The sequence below is a fragment of the Actinopolyspora mortivallis genome, from assembly GCF_003001495.1.
GTDB lineage: Bacteria > Actinomycetota > Actinomycetes > Mycobacteriales > Pseudonocardiaceae > Actinopolyspora > Actinopolyspora mortivallis_A.
In genome coordinates this window covers 95,614-111,291 of sequence record NZ_PVSR01000008.1, presented here as the reverse complement: position 1 = coordinate 111,291, position 15,678 = coordinate 95,614, and the positions used below count along the sequence as shown (strand labels likewise).

Here is a 15,678-nt window from a genome sequence, read left to right as displayed (position 1 = left end):
GACCGGGGGTGCGGGGTGGGGCGGGGAACCCGCCGGGCCGCGTTCTCCGGCCGCGCACCGGACGTCTCGTCCGGAGCTGTGTCCGGTGTGGACTGTTCCGGGAGGGCGGCGATGCGGTCGGTGGGCAGGTTCTCCGTGGGCGGGGCCCCGGAGAGGTCCTGCGTGACCGGGGAGTCCGGAGTGCCCAGTCCGTGCCGGGCGCGCTCCGCCGGCGGAAGGCTGTTGATCACGGCCTGCCTGGCGCCGGGGGCGAGCGTGTCCAGCTCGGCGATCACCCGTTCCTGCCTGCGGTGGACGGCGGCCCTGTCGGGAACACCCGCCGACACCCCGAGCTGGGGAATGATCTCGGGAACACCGCTGTCCGCGCCGAGCGCGGCGAGTTCGGCCGCGGTCTGGCCCGCGTCCTTCTCCTCGCTCATGCCGATGGGTCCCGCCCTGCGGCCGTTGAGGAACTGTTCCACGGCGGGCTCGGTGGAGGTCAGCAGCATCTCGCGCGGGCCGAACATGGCCAGGTGCCGTCGGTAGAGCATCCCGATGTTGTCGGGCACGGTGCGGGCGGTGTTGATGTCGTGGGTGACGATCAGGAAGGTGGCGTCGGTCTGCGCGTTGAGGTCGACGATGAGCTGGTTGAGATAGGCGGTGCGCACCGGGTCGAGTCCCGAGTCGGGCTCGTCGAACAGCACGATCTCGGGGTCGAGCACCAGGGCGCGGGCCAGTCCGGCGCGTTTCTTCATCCCACCGGAGATCTCGCCGGGCAGCTTGGTCTCCGACCCGACGAGGCCGACCATCTCCATCTTCTCCTGCACGATGCGGCGGACCTCGGTCTCACCCTTGTTGGTGTGCTCGCGCAGCGGGAAGGCGATGTTGTCGTAGAGGTTCATCGAACCGAACAGCGCACCGTCCTGGAACAGCACGCCGAAGAGCTTGCGCACCTCGTAGAGCTGGCTCTCCGAACAGTCGCAGACGTCCACCCCGTCGATGACGACCTTGCCCCGCTCCGGGGTGAGCAGCCCGACCAGCGCTTTCAGGAACACCGACTTGCCGGTCCCGGAAGGACCGAGCAGCACGCTGATCTCGCCGGTGGGCAGGGTCAGTGTGACGTCGGACCAGATGTTCTGCGACCCGAAGGACTTGGACAGCCCCTCGACGGTCACTTCGACACCCATCCGCACCTCCGCGTCGCTTGTCGGCACCCGCACCGGCCCCTCCGGTGTGGGCTCGGGCAACCGGCCCTTTCGTGTGACACGACTAACGTACGTAGAACGTGTCACACCCCCAACGAGGCGGATGTGACGGGGGTTACTCTCGGGGTTCGGGTCGATTTCGGTGTGACCACATATCGGGATACACCCGTTCGGACCAACCGTGCCGATCCGTACGGAGTCGCGGTGTTCGGTCGGACGGGCCCGCTTCGACCTCTCGGGGATTCACGGGTGGACACGGCAACCACCCCCGGTGTCCCTCCCGACGCGTCCCGTGCGAGGATCTCTCCACTGAGGACTCCCGTTTCCCCTCGCACGTGCCGCGCACCACACCGGGCCCTCGGACGGTTGACGTAGCCGCAAAACCCCTCGCCACCAGCCCGAAAGAGCAGCTAGCATGGCGCGTGAGGCATCGGCACGACGACGAGGAGGAGGGCACGCTGCCCACGCACGCCCCGACACACGGCCCCGGCGGACGATGCTCACCGGCGACAGCCACTCGCGGTCCCGGATCGGTGACCCTCCGCGACGTGGAGTGGGGGCCGCGTTGAACGAGGTCCGACACGACGACGTGACCGTGGGGCTGCACCTGCTCGTCACCAGCGAGTCGACGGCCGAGGCCGCCCGGGAGTTCGGCCCACTGCTGGCGAAGCTCGAACCCAAGCACTGTGTGCTGCACCACTCCCCCGAGCACGGCCACCACGAGTTCGACGTGCTGGTCGGCACCACCAACACCGCCTCCGCCCGCACCCTGCGGGACGTGGAGGTGTGGAGCGACCGCGTGTTGCACGCCCTCGGCCTGGCCTCGGACTACAACATCCTCTTCGATCCCGACCAGGGCTGGGCCGTGGAGGACTGCTCGAAGAGCCCGGAGGAAGCCGCACTGATCCATCCCTCGTGTGTGCACTACCAGCTGCGCGCCACCATCGGAAGCGACCCGTGGGACACCGATAACGCATGACCGCCCATCACGAAGAACCCGAGTCCCACGGTCGCTTCTCCCCGGAGGACAGCCCCCCGTTCGTGGTGACGGTGCTGGTGCTCACGCTGTCCGAGACCGACTTCGGGGCGGTGATGCGGGACTGCCACGCCCTGCTCGACGCCTTCGCCCCCACCGACTTCGAGGTCACCGCCGATCCCGACGGTGGACACCGGGTGCGGCTGGTCCGCCACGACGGCTACGAGCCCAGATCCGAGGACGGACGCCAGGCCTGCCTGCGCATCGCCTCCGAACGCCTGGGAGCTCTCGGGGTCGCCGCGCACGACCATCCCGCGAGCACCGGAGCGGACGGGGTGGCCCGGCTGTGCGAACCACTGCGCGAGCGGGCCGACCTGCTCCCGTCGTCCACGGTGGACCACGAGTTGGCGGTGCACGACCCTGGTTGGCCGGGAACGCCGGAGGACATCGACATCGAGGAGATCCTCGACGATTTCGACGACCCCGCCGAGGAGTTCGAGGAGGTCGTGGCGACCCCTGTGTCCGCCACGCGGAGGAACCGGAACGACTGCCGCCTCCTGCTGCGCGTGGAGACCACCGGCTGCGACGGCCACGAGGCCCACGAGCAGGCCAACAGGCTCGCCGGGCTGCTGAGCAGGTTCTGGTGGGGCGAGATCGTCACCGTGCGCCTGGACAAGCCCGCCGTGCTGGACAACGGGCGGGTGCGCGTCGACGTGGAGCTGTGGCGGATCCAGCACACCCCCGAGGCGGCGGCCTTCGAACTGATGGAGCTCCTCCACGGCGGCACCTGGACCCGGCCGGTCCACCTGGACGACGACGGGGAGACCAGGGTCACCGCCACCTGGTACGGCGCCGACCCCACCGCCACGGGCACCACGCGCATCGAACTGTGGTGCCAGGCCACCACGGCCCGCTGAACCCGGCAACCACTCCCCTCCGAGACCGGGGCGGCACCGACGCCGACAGCCGGGCGAGGCGAACTCCCCGCGACGACTCACGGGCACGGGGAGAGCGGAACTCGGTGGTCAGTCCCGGCCAACCCCGACGGGATAACCTGCTGCCGGAACCCGCAACGCCGCCGGCGAAGCGGCCAGGGACGCGCAACGGGCCCAGGGATCGGTCGAAGGGCCCACGATGCTGCTCTCAACTCCCAACCGGCTCGAGAAGCGGCGGGCAGTGATCGGGATGCAGCGAAGCAGGTCATCAACGTTTTGAGGAACGTCTTGGAAAGAAGATGATATCGACTTCGCGGCTGTGGGCTGAGCTGTCCGGTATCAGTCCCGAGCTGGCTGCCGCTGACAGTGCGGCCGTGGACGACTGGCACGCGGATGGAGCAGACAGTGCTTCGGAAGATCCCGAAGAGGAGGACGACTACCCGGTGCTGTTGCGGCTTGCTGCGTTGGGTTCCTCGTTCGCCGCTCGGGTGAACCGGATGAGCGCCTGGCAGCGGGAGCAGTTGCTCGGACGCCTGAACGAGGTGCTCGTTTCCGGTCCCGAACATGAGCAGAACGCTGTGGCCACCGGTTTTCTCGAAGCCCTTGTCAGTGCCTACGATCGCGGTGACTTCGACCTGGCGACCATCTGGCACGAGCTTGGCGAGGAGTCTCGGCACTACATCAAACTTTGGAACACGCGGACAGGAGCAGCGGTCCCTTATTGGATGACTTTTCGGGAGCCTCCCGAACCGCAACCCCCAGGTGCCGCCGTGGCGCTGCTGCGAGATTCCTGCGATCTCCTGGCGAGCGCCGATGATAGACTGCTGAACACAGCAACGGAAGCGAGGAGCGCGGAACCTGACTACGATCTGGAGCACCGGGTCGAGAACATGGCCTCCGAGTTCGTCCGCGACTTCCACGAGATCGACCGAGCGAGCCGGGCGAAGGTCTTCGAAGCTCTGGAGAAAGTTGTCCTCGGTGCTCCGGAAGGCGACGTCGCGGCTGTTAGAGAGCGGTTCGTTCCCGCGCTCGTCGCGGGCTGCCGTCGAGGAGTTCTTCATCCCATGCTGATCCTGAGTGGGCTGGGAGCGCACACGGCTCACTGCTTCAAAAAAGTCGACGACGACATGGATCGGTGCGGGCGAGGGTGACACCGCGCCTGGTGGCCTCCTCTCCGGAAGCAGCCGTGCTGCCCGGAGGCACTGTTGAGCCCGACCAGCCCCACGATCTCGGTGACCTGTCGAAGCACCGGACCACCGGCCTCGCCCTCGCGGAAGAACACGCCAAGGGTGTGGAGATCGTGCACCACCACGGACGGGCACCAACACCACCCGTCGTGTGGCGCGCCCCTCTCGTTCCCTCCACAGTACAAGCTTCGGGTGTTCGGGACGCACTCGAGCGCGTCCCGAACACCCGAAGCGAGAACAGGACTAACTCTTCTTGTAGCCGAAGTAGGCCAACACCGTAATGAACGTAATAACCACGATACCCGAGAAGCCCACTATGCGCTGCATGACAATATTGTCGGGCCAAATTTTTACAGAAAAAAAACCCGCCAGAAAATACGCAAAGAAAGCCGCAACAAAAATTAAATACATCGACTTCCGAGTGTTCGACATGAAATTCACAACCATCCGAATCCTACTGGGATAAGTGACGAGCGAAAACCGTTCCTACCCCTACTATAAATCCACCGACCGTGCCGATAGCACCACCAACGCCTGCTCCGCCCGCGCACCCTGGAGGCCCCATAATAGCACCGGCCGCGCAACCGACTAACGCACCAGCTCCCGTACCGGAACCGACCGCGCTACCGACTATACTCAAATCTGTCCCAAAATCGTCCCAGCCGTACCCCTCATCCTTGGCCAGACAAAAAGCTTTCTTTGTCTTTCCGTTTGGATCAATGACAGTACATCTTTCGATTTTCTGCTTCACCAGGATGATTTTTTCCTCGGCGAGCTCTGGCCGGTCTTTTCTTTTCTGAATGTATTTTTCTCGGTTTTTGTCGATTGAGTTTTGACGAGCTTGCACAGCCGCTGCCGCGGCCGCCACGGCGTCTTCGCCCGCTTGCAAAGCAGCGTCGCGTGCCTCGTCAGCAGCGGCGTAAGCTTCCTGCGCGTAGCTACGCGCATCGGAAACGGACCTTCTCGCCCTGGCCGCGTAAACCGCGGTCTCATGCGCGGACTGCTCCGCCGAATCCGCCGCGCTCTGGGCCGCACTCGCCGAATCCGCGGCCCGTTGTGCCGCTGCCCGCGCCTCATCGGCTGATGCCTGTGCCTGGCTGGCGTAATCGGCCGCCTTGTTCGCGGAGTCCGCTGCCTGCTGCGCGTAACCGTTCGCTTCCGCTGCCGCGCCACGTGCTTCGGCCGCGGCCTGGGCCGCCTTGTAGGCCTGCCGCTGTGCGTCCGCGGCCGCCTGCAGCCCCCGCTCGACCAACCTGTTCATCTCGGCGTTGTGGACAGCCATCCTGTGGTCGAGCTGTTTGGCGATGTACTGCCCGTACTTCACGAAGGAGCGGGTCCAGGCCGGACTGCCCCGTAGTGCCGCTTCGGCCGCGGCACGTACGTGGGGACCACCACCGTCCTTGATGCGGGTCGTGTTGACGCGATCATCGGTGGCACGAGCGCTGTACTGTCCCTCAGTAAGGAACTGGTGGACATCCGCCTCGGTACCGTTCAACGCCGCTTCGGCCGCATCCTTGACGGCAGGTCCGGTGGCACCGTCCAGGATCTGGACCACGCGGACCCGCTCATCGGTGACACGCCCCGGATAGTCCTGGTTCGCCAGGAACTCGTTGACGTCGGCGGCCGTTCCCCGCAACGCCTGCTCGGCTGCCTGACGCAACTTGGCGGGCTCGCCCAGTTCCGCGATACGAGCCACCCGGGAACGGTTGTCCGAGTTCATCGCGCTCTCGCGTCCCGACTCGACCCACTGGCGTACATCCGCCTCGGTGCCGGACAACGCGTGCTGCGCCGCCTGTCTGCTCCAGGGTCCTCCGGTGCGCATGATGTTGACCGCGGCCTGCCTGCCCTTGCTCAGCACCGTCTCGGGTGAGGCATCGGGCGCGCTCGCCGCGTCGAGGAGCCGCTGGGTCTCGGATTCGATGAGGGCCTTTTCACGGACGTCCCAGGTCTTCTCGTATCTGGACTCCTTGGCGGCCTGCTTCGCCTGCTCTGCCGCATCGATCGTGCGCTGTTTTTCCTGGGCGAGCCGTTCCGCATCGGCTTCTCGTGCCAGCTTCACGACCTCGCGGGCCTGTTCGGCCGCGGTGGTGGAGGCGTTCGCTGCCTCGATCGCGGCGTTGGCGTGCCGGGTGGCCTCGGCGGCCGCGTCCTCGGCCTCTCCCGCGTGTTCGGCAGCGTCCTCGGCCGCCTTGGCGGCGTTGTTGGCGTGCCGCGCCGCCGAGTCCGCAGCGGCAGCGGCCTCCGCGGCGGCGTCCCCCGAACGGTTGGCCAGGGAAGTGGCCGCATTGGCCGCCTGCCTCGCACGCTGGGCCTGGGCCCGGGCCTCGGCCCCCGCCTGTTCGGCGGCCGCTGCGGCGTCCTCGGCTACACCGACCTGCTGGGCCGCTTCGCTGGCAGCCGCGCCGGCCGCTGCCGCGTTGTCGGAAGCACTGGCCGCCGACTGTGCCGCGCTGGCTGCCTGATCGGCCGCGTTGTCGGCGTTTCGAGCGGCATCAGCAGCACGCTGCGCTCCTGCCGCGGCGTCCCGTGCCGTCGCGGCGGCATCACGGGCGGCTTGTGCCTGGCTGGCATCCCGCGCGGCGGCGGAGGCCGCCGAGTAAGCCCGCGAAGCCGCCTGTCCGGCCAGACTCGCCGCCGACGCGGCCCGCGAAGCCGCGTTGGCCGCCACCCGAGCGGCACGGTCTGCCGCCGCGGCGGCCGATATCGCGGTACTGGCCGCATCAGCTGCCTCGTTGGCGAGACTGGCCGCTTCCCTGGCAGCGGCGCTTGCCCGTACGGTGTCTCCCTTGGCCGCCTCGGTTTCGGCCTTGGCCCGTTGCGCGGCCAGTTTGGCCTTCTCGGCCGCTTCTACCGCCTTTTCGCTGGCTTGTTCGGCGGCAGCGGTCCGTTTCCGCGCCTTCTCGCCCGCCTTCTCCGCACGCTCGACCAGTTCGGTGACGGTGGCTTTCTCCGCGTCACGCGCCCGCGCGACTTCCCACTCGTAATTGAGGAACCGCTGCAGCGCGGCATCGGTGTCGGCGTCCAACGCGCGCTCGGCGGCTTCCTTCACATGCGGTCCGCCCCCGTCTTTGGCCCGTACCACCCGCAGTCGCAGATCGGTGTGGTAGGGCTGCTTCCAACCGGTTTCTAGGAACTCCTCCAACGCGGTGGTCGTATCGGTGTCCAACGCCGTTTCGGCGGCACTGCTCACACTGGGACCACCGGCTGCTTTGGTTTGCACCACCCACAACCGCAGATCGGTGTGGTAGGGCTGCTTCCAACCGGTATCCAGGAACTCCCGCAGCGCCGCGTCGGTGTCGGTCTCCAACGCCTGGTTGGCGGCCTGCTTCGTGGCGGGGCCGCCCTTGTCCATCATCCGCAAAGTACGAATGCGCAGATCCTGGTGTGCGGCGGTTTCCTGGCCACCGTTGAGGAAATCCAGTATCGCGTCGTCGCCGCCCGCGAGTGCCTCGGCGGCGGCCTCACGGGTAGCCAGGCCACCCTCGCGCCACAGCTGCACCACCTGAGCTCGCTCACTCGGCGAGACGGTACTCGCCTCGGCCGACGCGGCCGGCGCGCTGCCCATCATCGCGGTAACCGTCGTGACGGCGATACCGGCGGCCAGTCCCACACGGTATCCGGTGCCGCGCTTGGCGACACGTCTTTTCCTGTCGTGTCCTAACACGTGGTTTCTCTCCTGATCATCGCGAAACACGCGACAGGGCACGTTCGCACATCTTGATCACACGGGCAACACCTCGGAAGAGAATTTATTTTTGTCACAATTCGACAAAGAAGTGGACAGTCGAACACAAGGAGATGTGTATCTTATCACAATAATTTGACACCCCATCTTCCGGGAAAAAACTCGAATCAATCACCCGAAAAGATCAATCCATACCCCCGAAAGGGTCAATACTCGACATCTCTTTCCGTTGGAAGAAACCGCTTTTCCACATCTCCCGAAACCGAATACGCCAAACCAAAAACAAGAACGATGACAGCGGAAATCTCCTTCGAGGAAGGATTTCGCACGGTACGACTCGAGGAGTAAAACCGGAGAGCAGGAAACACCAGCGCGGAATCGACAAAATGCGGCGATTTCGTCGAAAAGGACGAGGAGCACTACGATGACATCGCTGATGAGTACGACTTCGCCCGCGGCCCGGGGAATCATCACCCGTGAAGGAGCAGACCAATCATCCGTGCTGGGAGTGCCGCATCGCGGACTTCGGCGGACCGGAACTCGTGGCCGAGATCCATTCCCAGTGCAATCTACGAATTCGGCTCGCGGACTGGCGACGCACGTCAAGAACAACGGAATCAGAAAGGCGCGAAGCGCCTCGCGCCCCCGTCAAGGAGTCACCATTCCGGATCCCCCCGCCACTGCTCCCATCTGGGGCGGTGCCGCGCCGACTCGACGATCCGACGCAGACCGGGACTGTGCGCACCGCGCCAGAACACCCGCCCGCACTCCACACACCGGGCGAAGGTGTCGTAGCAGCGGCGAGTACCGGACTCCAGGCGGGCGGAGACCTCGTCCTTCGAAACCCCCGACAGCCTCCCGTTACAGGAGACACAGCGACTCCACGGCCGCAACTCCGGCCGGAACCGCGCGAGCACCTCGGCCTGCTGCTCGGCGGGCTCGGAACCGTAGACATAGGCCCCCCGCCACAGCGCCCGACGGCACAGCAGGCCGCGGTCCCTGGTCAGCAGCACACGCCGCTGCCGCGCGGCCTCGGCCAGCAGCTCGTCGTCGGTGGCGTCGTTGCGGTAGGCGGTGTCGATCCCCAGCAGCCGCATCCGGCGCGCCAGGGTGCCGAGGTGCACGTCCAGCACGAAACGGTTGCCGGGTTCCTCCGGCCACCGCAGCGGTGACACGTCCACGATCCCGCCCTCGGCGGGCCGGTCCACCGCCCGGGCGGGCACGCCGTCCACCAGCAGTTCTCCCACCTCGGTGAGGGGCACACCCAGCGACTGGACCAGATGCCCCAGCGAGGCCGTCCCGTCGTAGGGAACCCGGACCAGTTCCCGTCGTCTGCGGGGAGCGAGGAAGGCGAGCAGTTCGCGCGCGGGCCGCACGAACACGCTCCCGTGGGTGGCCCCGCTGTTCGTGCTCCCGGAGGTGGGCGAGGTCATGATCGCCGTCCCTGGCTTCCGACGTGAGGCAGGGGCGGGTTCCTCCGTCACGGGAACCCGCCCCTGCCGTTCGCGCACCGCACTCAACGAATCATCGCGGTTCGTTCCCCGCCGGTCCGCTGTCTGGGCGGTGTCGTGCCGGGCCGGCGCGGCGGCACTACCTCGGTGCTGCCGGTGTAGGGTTCGAACACCGGTCTGCTCCCGTAGGTGAACCGCGCGGCCATGCCCAGCGCCTCCAGGGGGCGGTCCACCGTCCGCACACCGGTGACCAACGAGAGTCGCTTCCCGGAGAGATGGGCGCGCAGGTCGAGCTGCGCGAGCATTTTGATCGCCTCGACACCGAGGAAGGTCACTCCGGTCAGGTCCAGCACTATCACCGGGGCGGACGAGTCCACCCGCTGCTGGACGACCTCCGTGAAGCGGGGAACGGTCACCATGTCCAGGTCGCCGAAGACGCTGACCACGATCACGCCGCTCCGCGGTCGCTCCGTACTCAGGCGGAACGGCACGTTCCCGCTGCTCTCCTCCACGGCACGCACGTATTCGGCGACGGATTCGCTTCCCCGAAACGATGTTTCAGTCATATGATCCACCTTTTGGTTTCACCAAGGTGGCGCAGAGCCGACGTCCCGCTCTTGATTCGATGATCGCGCCACGACGCATCGCACTCGCGAATGCGACCTTTCGGAGTCTTTTTCGTACGACCCGACGTCACCGCCGACTGTAGCCAGGGGCCACAACGCTCGCCAAGAGAAACAGCTCACAGCTGAAAACGTTCAAAGCCCCTGCGCACAGAGGGTGACAGTCGATCGACAAGAATGATCGAAACCAGGCGGGGCACGATTCGATCTTCCTCCGGAGCGACCACGTACCGTGTTTCCCGGTGCTGTTTTCTCAGAATTCACTCAGATTCGACTCAGAAAAGCGGAAGCATTTTTTTACATACCGTTCACGACAAAATCACCCCAAAGGGGGATAAAGCGTCGTGGGCGAACACGCACCGCAGAGTCGGGTTCCGGGACACGAAAAAAGGGGTGGCCGCCCGTTCGGGCGACCACCCCTTCCCGCGGAAGCGCTGGATCACTTGAGGCTGATCTTGGCGCCGGCCTCCTCGAGCTTGCCCTTGACCTCGTTGGCACGCTCCTTGTCGACCTTCTCGACAACCGGCTTCGGCGCGTTCTCGACCATCTCCTTGGCCTCCTTCAGGCCCAGGCCGGAGACGATCTCGCGGACAGCCTTGATGACCTTGATCTTCTCGTCACCGGCGTCGTCGAGCATGACGTCGAACTCGTCCTGCTCTTCCTCCTCCTCAGCGCCGGCGGCACCGCCGGCGGCGGCCGGGGCGGCAGCGGCGACCGGGGCGGCCGCGGTGACGTCGAAGGTCTCCTCGAACTGCTTGACGAACTCGGAGAGCTCCAGCAGCGTCATCTCCTTGAAGACGTCCAGCAGCTCTTCGTTGCTCATCTTGGCCATGGTGGTGTTCCTTTCTCGGCACGGCGCCGCCGCGCGGCGCACGGGTTGCTCGCGGGGGCCTCGGACCGCACGGGCGGACCGAAGTCACTCCTCCTTCTTGGCCTTCAAAGCCTCGGTCATCCGCGCGACCTGGGAAGCCGGGGCGGCGAACATGCCGGCGGCCTGGTTGAGCTTCGCCTTCATCGCGCCGGCCAGCTTGCCCAGCGTGACCTCGCGCGAGTCCAGGTCGGCGATCCGCTCGACCTCACCGGCACTGATCGGACGGCCGTCCATGTAGCCGCCCTTGATCTCCAGGGCCTTGTGGTCCTTGGCGAAGTCGCGCAGCGTCTTCGCCGCGTCCACCGGTTCACCCTTGATGAAGGTGAGCGCGGTGGGCCCCTGGATCAGGTCGTCGATGCCCTCGACACCCGCCTGCTCGGTCGCGCGTCGAACCAGCGTGTTCTTCGCCACGCGGTAGGTCGCGTCCTCACCGAGGTTACGACGCAGCTCCTTGAGCTGGGCCGTGGTCAGTCCGCGGTACTCGGTCACGACCGTCGCGGTCGCGTTGCTGAAGTTCTCCGAGAGCTCGTTGACCGCGTCAACCTTTTCGGGCCTCGCCATGTCGCCTCCTCTCTAGTGCCTCGCGACTGTGTGGCCGGTCGCGAAGAGCCCTGAGACGACAAAACGCCCCGGCGCATTCGGCACGGGGCGTGAAGATCCTACGCGCGACTCGCGCGTGCGTCAGCCTCGTCCCTCCTGCGCGGGTCGCCCGTCTCTACGGGACCTTCGTTCTCCTCACACGTGCGGAGAGGAGAAGACCAGCGGTCTCTGGTGGAACCCGCTCCAGGGTACGGCACCCTTCCCGGGGCGGCGAAACCACCCCCCGTGGTCAAGCGCGGACCGGTTCCCGCCCCCGTCGGAGCGCCCGGCTCGGGCGGGGCCTTGCCCCGGGCGGCATGATGTTGTCGTGGCCGATCACCGTGATCCCTCGGAGTCCTCCGAAGATCCCCGGCGGAACCCTTCCCCCGCGACGAACCAGCCCGAGGTCGTCGACGCCGAGGTGGTGCCCGATCCCGCCGAGCACGGAACCCCGTCCCCGACGGCACGACCCCCCGGAGGCCGGGACGGCCCCCCGAGCGGTTCCGACGAGGAGGCATTCCGGGAGTACCAGCAGTTCCTGGAGTTCCGCCGTTTCCAGGAGTGGCAGCGCCGCCACGGCGAGGTCTCCCCCGGCGGTGACAGCACCACGGGCGGAGGCACCCGACAGCGCCCCTGGTACCGCAGAGCGCTGCGCGTGCTGCGGTTCCGGTTCGTGCGCAGGCTGCTGTACCTGCTGGTGCTCGTGCTGGTGCTGACGTACCTGTACAACGGCATGTTCGGCGGAGGCGGCAGGGAGGCTCCCCCGGGTGCCTCCGGCGGTGGGGGCGGGCAGCGCGGATCGGCCGTGCTGCAGACCTCCCCCCGGGGAGCGGTGGTGGCCGTGCACGACCTGTTGGCCGGGGACTCCCCCACCGACGTGTGCCTGCTGTTCACCGCCTCCGCCGCGGAGCAGTTCGCCCGGGTGCACGAGGCGCGGGACTGCGCCGGGGCGGCGCGCGGGCTGCACGAGCGGATCACCGACCGCTACGCCTACAAGAACCCGGACCTCACCCGCGACGCGGCACGGATCGTCGGAGACCGGGCGAGCGTGTCCTCCTGCGCACTGCGGGTGAGCGGGGGCCCACGGCTCGGGGAGTTCGTCATGAGCCGCCAGCCCTCGGGAGGCTGGAAGATCGACGGCTACACGAGCGCCGACTGCGACTGAGCCCGCCCCGCCGAGCGGGCCGAGAACGGGACGGGAAGAACACCGGGCCGCTCCCAGGAGGGAACGGCCCGGTGCGTCGTCCGTAGGGGGACGGGAAACCTCAGGCGGCCTCGGCCAGGTTCCGGGTCTGGTTCGGGTCCACCTGGATGCCCGGTCCCATGGTGGTGGTGAAGCTGACCCTCTTGAGGTAGCGCCCCTTCGAGGCGGCGGGCTTGGCGCGCAGCACCTCGTCCACGGCGGCCTCGTAGTTCTCCAGCAGCGCCTCGTCGGAGAACGAGACCTTGCCGATGACGAAGTGCAGGTTGGCCTGCTTGTCCACGCGGAAGCTGATCTTACCGCCCTTGATGTCCTGCACGGCCTTGGTGATGTTCGGAGTCACCGTGCCGGTCTTCGGGTTCGGCATCAGGCCACGCGGACCCAACACCCGGGCGATCTTACCGACCTTGGCCATCTGGTCCGGGGTGGCCACGGCCGCGTCGAAATCGAGCCAGCCGCCCTGGATACGCTCGATCAAGTCGTCGGAGCCGACCGCGTCGGCCCCGGCGGCCTCGGCCTCGGCCGCCTTCTCGCCGGAGGTGAACACGACGACGCGGGCGGTCTTGCCGGTACCGTGCGGCAGGTTCACGGTGCCGCGGACCATCTGATCCGCCTTGCGCGGATCCACGCCCAACCGCAGGGCCACCTCGACGGTGGCGTCCATCCTGGTCGTGGCGGTCTTCTTGGCCAGTTCGATGGCTTCCTTCGGACTGTAGACCCGGTTGCGGTCCACCAGTGCCGCTGCCTGCTTGTACGCCTTGCTGCGCTTTGCCATTGCTGTTCCTGTTCCACGGATCAGTTGTGGTGCTGGGCCGCGCCAGCCCTCCCACATCCGGTCGAGTGAATTATCGGGCGTGTCCCGGAAGCGCCGGGCTCACGCGAGCGAGCTCTCAGTCCTGGACCCGCAGCCCCATGGAACGGGCCGTCCCGGCGATGATCTTCTCCGCCTCGTCCATCGAGTTGGAGTTCAGGTCGGGCCACTTGGTCTGGGCGATCTCCCGGATCTGCTCGGTGGTGACCGAACCGACCTTGGACTTGTGCGGCTCACCGCTGCCCTTCTGCACACCCGCTGCCTTCATCAGCAGCTTGGCGGCCGGCGGCGTCTTGAGCTTGAAGTCGAAGGACCGGTCCTCGTACACGGAGATCTCGACCGGCACCACGTCGCCGCGCTGGTTCTCCGTGGCGGCGTTGTAGGCCTTGCAGAACTCCATGATGTTGACGCCGTGCTGACCCAGCGCCGGACCGACCGGCGGCGCGGGGTTGGCCTGACCGGCCGAGATCTGCAGCTTGACGATCGCTGCGAGTCGCTTCTTCTTGGGCGGCATTTCGTTCTTCCTGTCTTCGTTCCTTGTTCTCCGTGTCGGGCACACCCGGCCCGACAGCGGTCACGGGCGGCCCGCGCGCCGGACCGCCCACCGAAGAACCACGACGGACCCCTGCCGGCCGTCGCGGCAACCACGCCCCAGGATACGGAGGCGGGTCAGATCTTGGAGACCTGGTCGAAGGAGAGCTCGACCGGGGTCTCACGCCCGAAGATCGAGACGAGCACCTTGAGCTTCTGCGCCTCGCCGTTGACCTCGCTGATCGTGGCGGGCAGCGTCGCGAACGGGCCGTCCATCACGGTAACCGACTCGCCGACGGAGAAGTCCACCTCCACGGGCTGGCCCCCGGCCTCCTGCTTGGAGGCCGCCGCGGCGGACTTCTTCTCCGCCTGCTTGGCCTCGCGCTCGGCCTGCGGCGCCAGGAACTTCAGCACCTCCTCGGTGCTGAGCGGGGAGGGCTTCGAGGTGGCACCGACGAAGCCCGTGACACCAGGCGTGTTCCGCACCGCCGACCACGAGGCGTCGTTGAGCTCCATCCGCACGAGGACGTAGCTGGGCAACACCTTGCGCTGCACGAACTTGCGCTGGTTGTTCTTGATCTCGGTGACTTCCTCGGTGGGCACCTCGACCTGGAAGATGTAGTCCTCGACGTCCAGCGTCTGGGCCCGGTGTTCGAGGTTGCTCTTGACCTTGTTCTCGTAGCCCGCGTAGGAGTGCACGACGTACCATTCGCCCGGCGCGCGCTTGAGCATGGCACGCAGCTCTTCCACCGGGTCGCTCTCGGCTTCCTCGTCGCTGTCCTCGGAAGCCGACGCACTGTCCTCTGCGTCTTCGGTGACCGCGGCGCTGTCCCGCTCCTCCGAGGTGGGCTCGGGGGCGTCCGAACCGTCCGCGTGCTCCTCGGCCGCGGTGTCCTGTTCTTCGGACAGGCCGGTCAGATCCTGGCCGTCGTGGGAGGTCACAGTGGGTCTCGCTTCCTCTCGTGCGTTGCGTGCCTGGTGGTTGGCATCCGCCACCGCACGTTCGTGCGGGCCTCTAACCGCCCATGGCCGGGTCTCACTCGCCGAAGAGCTGGAGCACGCCCTGCGCGAAGAGCAGATCCAGACCGGCGATGAACGCGACCATGATGCTGACGAACACCAGCACCACCGCAGTATAAGTCAATAGCTGCTTGCGCGTCGGCCAGATGACCTTACGGAGCTCAGCGACCACCTCACGAAGGAAGCGACCGATCCTGCGGAACAGCGAAACACGCTCGCTTCGACCGTCCCGTTGGGGAGTCGGCCTCCCTTTGGGAGCGGAAGCGTCTTTCGAGCCGGTACCACCGCTCTCCTTGCGAGAGCTGGAACGTCCCGAAGCCCGACGCCCACGGCGCGCGGCGGCACTGGTCGGACGGGCCTGCTCGTCGCGGTCCTCACCCGACTCCTGCTCGCGGTCCTCGCTCACGCCCCCTCCTAGCTGGCGCTCGTCGGACGCGTGAGCCCGCCCGTGGTGGGACTCGCCGAGTGTGAGCCCGGCGATGTCCTCCACATCCTGCTAGCTCACCGTCTACGTCGACGCAGGGGTGACAGGACTCGAACCCGCAACCTGCGGTTTTGGAGACCGCTGCTCTGCCAATTGAGCTACACCCCTTCATGATCGGTTTCCCGACCACGCCGGCACAC

Annotated in this window: 14 protein-coding genes and 1 tRNA gene; 4 read left to right on the top strand and 11 right to left on the bottom strand. The window is 66.9% G+C overall.

The annotated features are described in order from the left end of the window. A partial coding sequence (locus CEP50_RS08220) for an ATP-binding cassette domain-containing protein (protein ID WP_181188272.1) occupies positions 1 to 1,166 on the bottom strand: 1,166 nt, incomplete at its 3' end. A gap of 583 nt (positions 1,167 to 1,749) precedes the next feature. On the opposite strand from CEP50_RS08220, the gene CEP50_RS08215 reads away from it, so the two are divergent. The 3 genes from CEP50_RS08215 to CEP50_RS08205 all read left to right on the top strand — a co-directional run bounded on the left by CEP50_RS08215 (position 1,750) and on the right by CEP50_RS08205 (position 4,246). Further along, the gene (locus tag CEP50_RS08215) at positions 1,750 to 2,163 is read left to right on the top strand and encodes a hypothetical protein (RefSeq protein ID WP_258175041.1); all 414 of its coding nucleotides are present in this window, start codon (positions 1,750 to 1,752) and stop codon (positions 2,161 to 2,163) included. Further along, positions 2,160 to 3,077 (top strand): hypothetical protein, encoded by a 918-nt coding sequence (locus tag CEP50_RS08210; RefSeq protein ID WP_106113330.1) that lies wholly within the window; start codon positions 2,160 to 2,162, stop codon positions 3,075 to 3,077. Before CEP50_RS08215 ends, CEP50_RS08210 begins: the two co-directional genes overlap by 4 nt. 317 nt (positions 3,078 to 3,394) lie before the next feature. Continuing rightward, positions 3,395 to 4,246 (top strand): hypothetical protein, encoded by an 852-nt coding sequence (locus tag CEP50_RS08205; RefSeq protein WP_106113329.1) that lies wholly within the window; start codon positions 3,395 to 3,397, stop codon positions 4,244 to 4,246. Between the two features lie 490 nt (positions 4,247 to 4,736). Here the strand turns inward: CEP50_RS08205 and CEP50_RS08195 are convergent, their stop codons facing one another. From CEP50_RS08195 to rplJ, 5 genes are all read right to left on the bottom strand, one after another. Further along, positions 4,737 to 7,892, bottom strand: a complete 3,156-nt coding sequence (locus tag CEP50_RS08195; protein WP_106113327.1) for an ALF repeat-containing protein — start codon at positions 7,890 to 7,892, stop codon at positions 4,737 to 4,739. 731 nt (positions 7,893 to 8,623) lie between these two features. Beyond that, the gene (locus CEP50_RS08190; RefSeq protein ID WP_106113326.1) at positions 8,624 to 9,400 is read right to left on the bottom strand and encodes a Mut7-C RNAse domain-containing protein; all 777 of its coding nucleotides are present in this window, start codon (positions 9,398 to 9,400) and stop codon (positions 8,624 to 8,626) included. A gap of 83 nt (positions 9,401 to 9,483) precedes the next feature. After that, positions 9,484 to 9,984, bottom strand: a complete 501-nt coding sequence (locus CEP50_RS08185; protein WP_181188271.1) for an STAS domain-containing protein — start codon at positions 9,982 to 9,984, stop codon at positions 9,484 to 9,486. Between the two features lie 496 nt (positions 9,985 to 10,480). Next, entirely contained in the window at positions 10,481 to 10,873 is a 393-nt protein-coding gene (gene rplL / locus CEP50_RS08180; RefSeq protein WP_106113324.1) for a 50S ribosomal protein L7/L12, read from the bottom strand. A gap of 84 nt (positions 10,874 to 10,957) precedes the next feature. Further along, on the bottom strand, positions 10,958 to 11,473 hold the full coding sequence (gene rplJ, locus CEP50_RS08175; protein WP_106113323.1) for a 50S ribosomal protein L10: 516 nt from the start codon (positions 11,471 to 11,473) through the stop codon (positions 10,958 to 10,960). 346 nt (positions 11,474 to 11,819) lie between these two features. Between rplJ and CEP50_RS08170 the strand changes: the two genes are divergently transcribed. Then, complete coding sequence (locus CEP50_RS08170; RefSeq protein WP_106113322.1) at positions 11,820 to 12,656, top strand: hypothetical protein; 837 nt, start codon at positions 11,820 to 11,822, stop codon at positions 12,654 to 12,656. Positions 12,657 to 12,756: 100 nt separating this feature from the next. On the opposite strand, the gene rplA is transcribed toward CEP50_RS08170, so the two are convergent. The 5 genes from rplA to CEP50_RS08145 form a co-directional block, all read right to left on the bottom strand. Further along, positions 12,757 to 13,467, bottom strand: a complete 711-nt coding sequence (gene rplA / locus CEP50_RS08165) for a 50S ribosomal protein L1 (protein WP_106113321.1) — start codon at positions 13,465 to 13,467, stop codon at positions 12,757 to 12,759. Between the two features lie 115 nt (positions 13,468 to 13,582). Next, on the bottom strand, positions 13,583 to 14,017 hold the full coding sequence (gene rplK, locus CEP50_RS08160; protein WP_019852772.1) for a 50S ribosomal protein L11: 435 nt from the start codon (positions 14,015 to 14,017) through the stop codon (positions 13,583 to 13,585). A 155-nt stretch (positions 14,018 to 14,172) separates the two neighbouring features. Continuing rightward, the gene (gene nusG / locus CEP50_RS08155) at positions 14,173 to 14,976 is read right to left on the bottom strand and encodes a transcription termination/antitermination protein NusG (RefSeq protein ID WP_106113320.1); all 804 of its coding nucleotides are present in this window, start codon (positions 14,974 to 14,976) and stop codon (positions 14,173 to 14,175) included. Between the two features lie 94 nt (positions 14,977 to 15,070). Beyond that, on the bottom strand, positions 15,071 to 15,460 hold the full coding sequence (secE, locus tag CEP50_RS08150; protein ID WP_106113343.1) for a preprotein translocase subunit SecE: 390 nt from the start codon (positions 15,458 to 15,460) through the stop codon (positions 15,071 to 15,073). Between the two features lie 113 nt (positions 15,461 to 15,573). Further along, positions 15,574 to 15,646: transfer RNA gene (locus CEP50_RS08145), tRNA-Trp, on the bottom strand. Positions 15,647 to 15,678: the final 32 nt, after the last annotated feature.